At 73.0% G+C, this 7,717-nt stretch carries 5 protein-coding genes; 3 read left to right on the top strand and 2 right to left on the bottom strand.

Annotated features, from left to right (window positions below; translation table 11 throughout):
- Positions 1-4,505: ATP-dependent helicase (locus tag AOK17_RS46830; protein ID WP_055618725.1), on the bottom strand; the 4,505-nt coding region annotated here is incomplete at its 3' end.
- Positions 4,506-4,683: 178 nt separating this feature from the next.
- On the opposite strand from AOK17_RS46830, the gene AOK17_RS46835 reads away from it, so the two are divergent.
- From AOK17_RS46835 to AOK17_RS46840, 3 genes are read left to right on the top strand one after another with little or no spacing between them, the layout of a single operon-like run.
- Complete coding sequence (locus AOK17_RS46835) at positions 4,684-5,676, top strand: AraC family transcriptional regulator (RefSeq protein ID WP_055618728.1); 993 nt, start codon at positions 4,684-4,686, stop codon at positions 5,674-5,676.
- The gene (locus tag AOK17_RS49680) at positions 5,577-6,308 is read left to right on the top strand and encodes an AzlC family ABC transporter permease (protein ID WP_245697894.1); all 732 of its coding nucleotides are present in this window, start codon (positions 5,577-5,579) and stop codon (positions 6,306-6,308) included. The genes AOK17_RS46835 and AOK17_RS49680 overlap by 100 nt, the downstream gene beginning before the upstream one ends.
- Positions 6,305-6,613 carry an AzlD domain-containing protein gene (locus AOK17_RS46840; RefSeq protein WP_055618726.1) on the top strand — a complete coding sequence of 103 codons (309 nt, stop codon included), beginning with the start codon at positions 6,305-6,307 and terminating at the stop codon, positions 6,611-6,613. The genes AOK17_RS49680 and AOK17_RS46840 overlap by 4 nt, the downstream gene beginning before the upstream one ends.
- 201 nt (positions 6,614-6,814) lie before the next feature.
- Here the strand turns inward: AOK17_RS46840 and AOK17_RS46845 are convergent.
- Positions 6,815-7,717 (bottom strand): hypothetical protein (locus AOK17_RS46845; RefSeq protein WP_055618727.1); only part of this gene is annotated, 903 nt, incomplete at its 5' end.

Below are 7,717 nucleotides of genomic sequence, written 5' to 3' on the forward strand. Positions count from 1 at the left end.
GTACGGGGGGTGTCGGCGGAGGGGGGTGGATATCGATGATCGGTGCTGGGCGTCGGGGCGCCGGGGAAGGGCGGTCCGGAACCGCCGCGCAGGGAGTACGGGTCGTTGTCCGGCCGAAAGTCGTCAGGGACGGGGAAGCCTGTGTTGTCGTCGAATGGGTCCGGGTGTTCGGCGGGACCGTCGGCGTGGCCCGGTGTGCGCGCGCTCGGGCGACCGCCGGGCAGGGGCATGCCCGGGAACCCGGGCTCGGGCAGGGCCTCGCCCCGCTCGCGGGCGTTGGCCGCCGCGCGCAGCCGGTCCACCGCGCCGTCCATCGCGAACTGGGCGGCGCCGAGCCCTTCCACGACATAGCCGCGGCGGGCCTGGCCGCTCTCCTCGAAGGCGGACAGGATGCGGTAGACGGCGGAGAAGCCGCCCTCCACGCCCTCCGCGGCGACCGCGCCCCGGGTGACCACGCCGTGCCGGTCGAGCAGGGTGCGGGCCAGGGCGTGGGCGCGGACCGTGGCGTCGGGTTCGAGAGCGGGGAGCAGTGACCAGCGGCCCGCGACGGTCGGCGGGCCCGTCCGGGACTGAGGGCGTGCGGCGGCCGTCAGGCTTCCGTACCGTCCGCGGGGCACTGTGCGTTTCGCGCGGTGCGCGGTGGAACCCGCGGTGCGGCCCGAGCCGAGGAGAGAGCGCATCGGGCCGAGTGTGTCGTTCGTCAGACGGCCCGACCAGGCCAGGTCCCAGATGGCGTCGGCGAGTTGGGGATCGGTGGCATCGGGGTGCGTGGTGGCGCGGATCTGGTCGGTGATCTGGCGGAAGAAGAGACCGTAGCCCCCGGAGAGGGCGTCCAGGACCGACTGGTGGAGCGCGGTCAGCTCCAGGGGATGCGGGGGCGGCAGGAGGAGGGGCGCGGTGTCCGCAAGGTAGACGGACACCCAGCCGTCCTTGCCGGGCAGCGCGCCCGCTCCGGCCCAGACGACCTCACCGGCGGCCGTCAGCTCGTCGAGCATCGCGGGGGCGTAGTGCGCGACGCGGGACGGCAGGACGAGCTTCTCCAGCGCCGACGCGGGCACCGAAGCGCCCTGCAACTGCTCGATGGCGCGCACGAGTCCGTCGATACCGCGCAGGCCGTGCCCGCTGCCGAGGTGCTGCCACTGCGGCAGGAACTGGGCCAGCGCGGCGGGCGGCACCGGCTCCAGCTCATGGCGCAGTGCGGCCAGCGAACGGCGCCGCAGCCGGCGCAGCACCGTCGCGTCGCACCACTCCTGGCCGATCCCCGCCGGGTGGAACTCCCCTTGTACGACACGGCCAGCCGCGGCGAGCCTCTGCAGCGCCCCTTCGGTGACGGCCGGACCCAGCCCGAAGCGGGCCGCCGCCGCGGTCGAGGTGAACGGGCCGTGCGTGCGCGCGTACCGGGCGAGGAGGTCGCCGAGCGGGTCCTTGACCGGCTCGGTGAAGGCCTCCGGGACGCCGACCGGCAGCGCCGTGCCGAGCGCGTCGCGCAGTCGGCCCGCGTCCTCGATCGCCGCCCAGTGGTCGGCCCCGCCGATCCGGACCCGGATGGCGCGGCGGGCCGAAGCCAGGTCCCGGGCCCACTCCGGATCGGCGCCGCGCTCGGCCAGTTCGGCGTCGGTGAGCGGGCCGAGCATCCGCAGGAGGTCCGCGACGCTTTCGGCGTCCTTGGTGCGGCGGTCTTCCGTGAGCCACTGGAGCTCGCTCTCCAGCTCCGTAAGGACGTCGGCGTCCAGGAGCTCGCGCAGCTCCGCCTGGCCGAGGAGCTCGGCGAGCAGACGTGAGTCCAGCGACAGGGCCGCGGCACGCCGCTCGGCGAGCGGGGAGTCTCCCTCGTACAGGAACTGGGCGACGTAGCCGAACAGCAGTGACCGGGCGAAGGGGGACGGCTCCGGTGTCGTGACCTCGACGAGCCGCACCTTGCGGGACTCCAGGTCGCCCATCAGTTCCGTGAGGCCCGGTACGTCGAAGACGTCCTGGAGGCATTCGCGGACCGCTTCCAGAACGATGGGGAAGGAGCCGTACTCACTGGCCACCTGGAGCAGTTGGGCGGCGCGCTGGCGCTGCTGCCACAGGGGGGTGCGCTTGCCGGGACTGCGGCGCGGCAGGAGCAGGGCGCGGGCGGCGCATTCGCGGAAGCGGGACGCGAACAGGGCGGAGCCGCCGACCTGGTCGGTGACGATCTGATTGACCTCGCCCTTGTCGAAGGCGACATCCGCCGCGCCCACGGGTGCCTGGTCGGAGTCGTACTCCGTACCCAGCTTGGTGGGTTCCTGGTCGAGCAGGTCCAGGCCCATCAGGTCGGCGTCCGGGAGGCGCAGGACGATGCCGTCGTCGGCGTGCATGACCTGGGCGTCCATGCCGTACCGCTCGGAGAGGCGGGCGCCCAGCGCGAGGGCCCACGGGGCGTGGACCTGGGCGCCGAACGGCGAGTGCACGACGACCCGCCAGTCGCCCAGCTCGTCACGGAAACGCTCGACGACGATGGTGCGGTCGTCCGGGATGTGGCCGCAGGCCTCGCGCTGTTCGGCCAGGTAGGACAGGACGTTGTCGGCGGCCCAGGCGTCCAGACCCGCCGCGAGGAGGCGGAGGCGGGCGTCGTCCTTGGGCAGCGATCCGACCTCGCGCAGGAAGGCGCCCACCGCGCGGCCCAGTTCGAGCGGACGCCCGAGCTGGTCGCCCTTCCAGAACGGCAGCCTGCCCGGCACGCCCGGGGCGGGGGACACCAGGACGCGGTCGCGCGTGATGTCCTCGATGCGCCAGGAGCTGGTGCCGAGCGTGAAGACGTCTCCCACGCGGGACTCGTAGACCATCTCCTCGTCGAGCTCGCCGACCCGGCCGCCGCCCTTCTTGGGGTCGGCGCCGGCGAGGAAGACCCCGAAGAGGCCACGGTCGGGGATGGTGCCTCCGGACGTGACGGCGAGGCGCTGGGCGCCGGGGCGGCCCGTGACCGTACCCGCGACGCGGTCCCACACCACACGGGGCCGCAATTCGGCGAAGGCGTCGGAGGGGTAGCGGCCCGCGAGCATGTCGAGCACCGCTGTGAACGCCGACTCCGGAAGCGAGGCGAAGGGCGCCGCGCGGCGGACCGTGGTGAGCAGGTCGTCGACCTGCCAGGTGTCGAGCGCGGTCATGGCGACGATCTGCTGGGCCAGCACGTCCAGGGGGTTGGCCGGGATGCGGAGGGACTCGATGGAGCCGGTGCGCATCCGCTCGGTGACCACGGCTGCCTGGACGAGGTCGCCCCGGTACTTGGGGAAGACCACGCCGGTGGAGACCGCCCCGACCTGGTGGCCCGCACGGCCCACGCGCTGGAGGCCGGACGCCACGGACGGCGGTGACTCGACCTGGACGACGAGGTCCACCGCGCCCATGTCGATGCCGAGCTCCAGGCTGGACGTGGCGACCACCGCGGGCAGACGGCCCGCCTTCAGGTCCTCCTCGACGAGGGCGCGCTGCTCCTTGGAGACCGAGCCGTGGTGGGCGCGGGCGATGACCGGCGGGGCACCCTGGGCCGCGCCCGAGCCGCCCATCAGCTCGGCCGGCGCGTGGTGCTCCTCCAGGGGCTCGCCCGTCGCCCTCTCGTACGCGATCTCGTTGAGCCGGTTGCAGAGGCGCTCCGCCAGGCGGCGGGAGTTGGCGAAGACGATCGTCGAGCGGTGGGACTGGACCAGGTCGGCGATCCTCTCCTCGACGTGCGGCCAGATCGAGGGGCGCTCGGCCGCCGTGTCGGAGTCCGCGACGGGGGAGCCGCCGAGCTCGCCCAGGTCCTCGACGGGCACGACTACGGAGAGGTCGAATTCCTTCCCGGACGGGGGCTGGACGATCTCGACCTTGCGGTGGGGGGAGAGGTAGCGGGCGACCTCGTCCACCGGGCGGACGGTGGCCGAGAGGCCGATGCGGCGCGCCGGCTTCGGGAGCAGCTCGTCCAGGCGCTCCAGGGTGAGGGCGAGGTGGGCGCCGCGCTTCGTGCCCGCGACCGCGTGCACCTCGTCCAGGATCACCGTCTCGATGCCCGTCAGCGCGTCGCGCGTGGCCGACGTGAGCATCAGGAACAGCGACTCCGGGGTCGTGATCAGGATGTCCGGCGGGCGGGTGGACAGCGCGCGGCGCTCGGCCGGCGGGGTGTCGCCGGAGCGGATGCCGACCTTCACCTCGGGCTCGGGCAGGCCCAGGCGCACCGCCTCCTGCCGGATGCCGGTCAGCGGGCTGCGCAGGTTTCGCTCCACGTCGACCGCCAGCGCCTTCAGCGGTGACACGTACAGGACCCTGCAGCGCTTCCTAGGGTCGGCCGGGGGCGGGGTCGAGGCCAGCTGGTCGAGGGCGGCGAGGAACGCGGCCAGCGTCTTGCCCGAGCCGGTGGGGGCCACGACCAGCACGTCCGAGCCCTCACCAATGGCTCGCCATGCCCCGGCCTGGGCCGCCGTCGGCGCGTCGAAGGCGCCCGTGAACCAGGCACGGGTCGCTGGTGAGAAGCCGTCCAGGGCTCGGTGTGCGGAGCTGACCATGCGTCCATCCTGCACCCGGGCACTGACAACGGCGCTGACCTGCGGAGGGATCGGCTGTCAGGGATCGGCTGCGGGCCGCCGTCCGTGCGCCTGCCGCCTTGGAGGGGCCGGGGCCGACGGCTGCGGGTCGTGGGGTGTGCCCGTCCCGTGTTTGCCCCGATGGCGGAGAATGGGGGGCATGGCTGGAGCTGGGAAGGAGAGGGCTCGGCACTGGCAGTTCGCGGAGTTGCCCGGTGTCGATCTGCTGCGGGCTCGGTATGTGCAGAAGACCTTTGTCCGGCACACGCACGAGAACTTCGTCATCGCCGCCATCGCCGACGGTGTCGAGGTCTTTCACCACGGTGGGGCGGATCAGTACGCGGGGGCCGGGTGTCTGGCACTGGTCAATCCCGATACGCCGCACACGGGGCGGGCCGGGGTTCCTGAGGGCTGGCGGTACGGGGCCGTCTATCCGTCGCCGGAGCTGGTGGCCGAGATCGCTGCTGAGACCACCGCTCTTCGTGGTACTCCGGGGTTCGTGAGCCCGGTCATCGATGATCCGTATGCCGTGATGCTGGTTCATCAGGTGTTGCGGGCCGCCGAGGAGGGCAACGCGCTGGCCGCCGACACGCTGTTGCGCGTCGCCGTGACCCGGTTGCTGCGGGTGAACGGCGGGCCGCTGCCGGAGCGGGTCCCGCGGACCGCGGGAGCCGGAGTCGCGGCACGCGCGCGTGCCGTTCTCGAGGAACAGATCGTGGAGCCGCCCACCCTGGAGCGGCTCGCCGGAGATCTCGGGACCAGCCCCTTCGCGCTGCTGCGCGCCTTCCGGGACGCCTACGGGATGCCCCCGCACGCGTGGCTGACCGATGTCCGGGTACGGCGTGCGCGTCGGTTGCTGGACTCGGGGGTCGCGCCCGCGGAGGCGGCCGTCACGGTGGGGTTCACGGATCAACCGCACCTCAATCGGCACTTCACGCGGATCGTGGGCGTGCCGCCGGGCGCGTATCAGCGCGAGCGCAAGAACGTACAAGAATCGCGGCGGGAGATTCTCGTACCGTCCGGGGCGTGGCAGAACATGCAGCTCTCGCAGACATACGCAGTGAAGACGGCGGAAAACCCGACGCCGCCGTCGTACGGGACGCCCTCGGAGTCGGGGTGGCCGTCGGACTGTCCGGTTTCGCCTTCGGGGTGACCTCGGCGGGCAGCGGGCTCACGCTGCTGCAGACCTGCGCACTGAGCCTTCTGGTGTTCACCGGAGCCTCCCAGTTCGCCCTCGTGGGGGCGCTGGCCGGTGGGGGCAACCCGTTCACCGCCGCGGCGGGCGCGTTCTTCCTGGGGGTGCGCAACGCCTTCTACGGGCTGCGTCTGTCGCAGTTGCTGGCCCTCCCGCGCGCGGTGCGGCCGTTCGCCGCCCAGTGGGTCATCGACGAGACCACCGCCGTGGCTCTCGCCCAGCCCACGCGGCGCAGCGTGCGGATCGGTTTCACCGTCACCGGGCTCACCCTCTACGTGCTGTGGAACCTCACCACGCTGCTCGGCGCACTGGGCGCCGACGCCATCGGAGACACCGACGCCTGGGGCCTGGACGCGGCCGGACCCGCCGTCTTTCTGGCGCTGCTCGCACCCATGCTCAAGACCACCATGGAGCGGGTCGTCGCGGGACTCGCGGTCGTCCTGGGGCTCGGGCTGCTGCCCGTCCTGCCTGCCGGTGTTCCCGTCCTGGTGGCCGCGCTCGCCGCTCCGGCCGTCCTGTGGGCGGAAGGGCGTCGTCGGGCGCCTACCGGCCCGGCCGAAGACGACGACACCGTGGGGGAGGGACGTTGAACATCTGGATCGCGATCGGCCTCACCGCCGTCGGTTGCTATGCCGTCAAGCTCATCGGGCTGCTGATTCCGGCGGGCCTGCTGGAACGACCGCTCGTCCAGCGGCTCGCCGCTCTGCTGCCCGTCGCCCTCCTGGCCGCCCTCACGGCCCAGCAGACCTTCGCCGACGGACGCGTCCTGGTGCTGGACGCGAAGGCGGCGGGGCTTGCCGCGGCTGCCGTGGCGCTGTTGCTGCGTGCCCCGTTCCTGCTGGTCGTCGCTGCGGCCGTGCTCGTCACGGCCGGGGTGCGGGCGATGGCCGGCTGAGGGGAGGGGTGGATCGGGTGGGTACGGGCTGAGGCGACGTTGGGCTTAGACGGGGGTGTCCGGCTGGGCCAAAGAGGGGGCACGCGTGCGTGTGCCCCCTGATTGAGGCCCCGTCGGCGAGCGGAGCGGCAGCGGCAACTGGCGACCGGTAGTCGGTCGGTGATCGGCTCGGCCAGGCCGCCGAGCGGAGTGGCGTCGATGTCAACCGACGGGCAGTCCATAGGCCCGCAGCGTGCGCAGGGCCTCGATCGTCACGATGGGGCGTGCCTCCAGGGCCGTACTCGGTGCCCACTGGCGTCGGCGTCCCGGCCAGCCGCCGTCCTTCTGCTGTTGGTTGAGCAGGAACTCCAGGGAGCCCGTCATCTCGGCGTCGGTGAACCACGCGCGCGCGAGTGAGCCCGGGGTCTTCGCGAAGTCGTACGGGAAGTGGTGCTCTCCGGGCGCGTAATCGGGGGCCACGGGGAACGCCTCAAGACGTGCCGGGTCCAGCGCCGCGAGCCGGTGTTCGCGCACCAGACGGCCGAGCCGGTCGGCGGCGGCCTCCGCGCGCGGGCGGTCGGGCGCCGAGTCCAGGAAGGCGACGGCCGCCTCGATCTCGTACGGATGCGACTTGTCCAGGGACTCCACCGCCTGCCAGCAGAAGTCGGTGGCCCTGAACAGCCAGGCGTGCCAGACCTCGTTGCGGTGCAACAGGCCCACCACGGGGCCGGTGGCGAGGAGCTCGCTGGGCGGGTCGTCGACGATCGGCAGGAAGGGTGCCGCCGGATAGCCGCGCTGGCTGGGATGGATCGTCGGCAGCGCGCCGTCCTGCGTCGACACGGAGGTCAGATAGCGGCACATGCGCTCCACCCGCTGCCCGCCACAGCGCCCGATCGAGTCCAGGACGTGCAGTGCGTGCCCGGTGTGCAGGGGCTGGCTGACCGGGCCGCGCAGATCGGGTTCCAGCGCGTGACCGTACCCGTCGTCCTCGTTGCGGTAGGCGGACAGCGCGGTCTCGACCGCGTCGGCGTCGCCGCCCAGGAAGTGGTACGCGAAACGGCGCTGCTCCAGCACGCGCGCGGTGAGCCAGAGGAAGTGCTCGGCGCGGGCGAGGGGGGTGTGCGC

Origin of the sequence: Streptomyces phaeochromogenes, from assembly GCF_001418655.1 — a bacterium.
GTDB lineage: Bacteria > Actinomycetota > Actinomycetes > Streptomycetales > Streptomycetaceae > Streptomyces > Streptomyces phaeochromogenes.

What these genes read in the sequence shown, in the direction of transcription:
- AOK17_RS46835 (WP_055618728.1), top strand. Translation starts at nt 4,684, where the DNA reads ATGGCTGGAGCTGGGAAGGAGAGGGCTCGGCACTGGCAGTTCGCGGAG.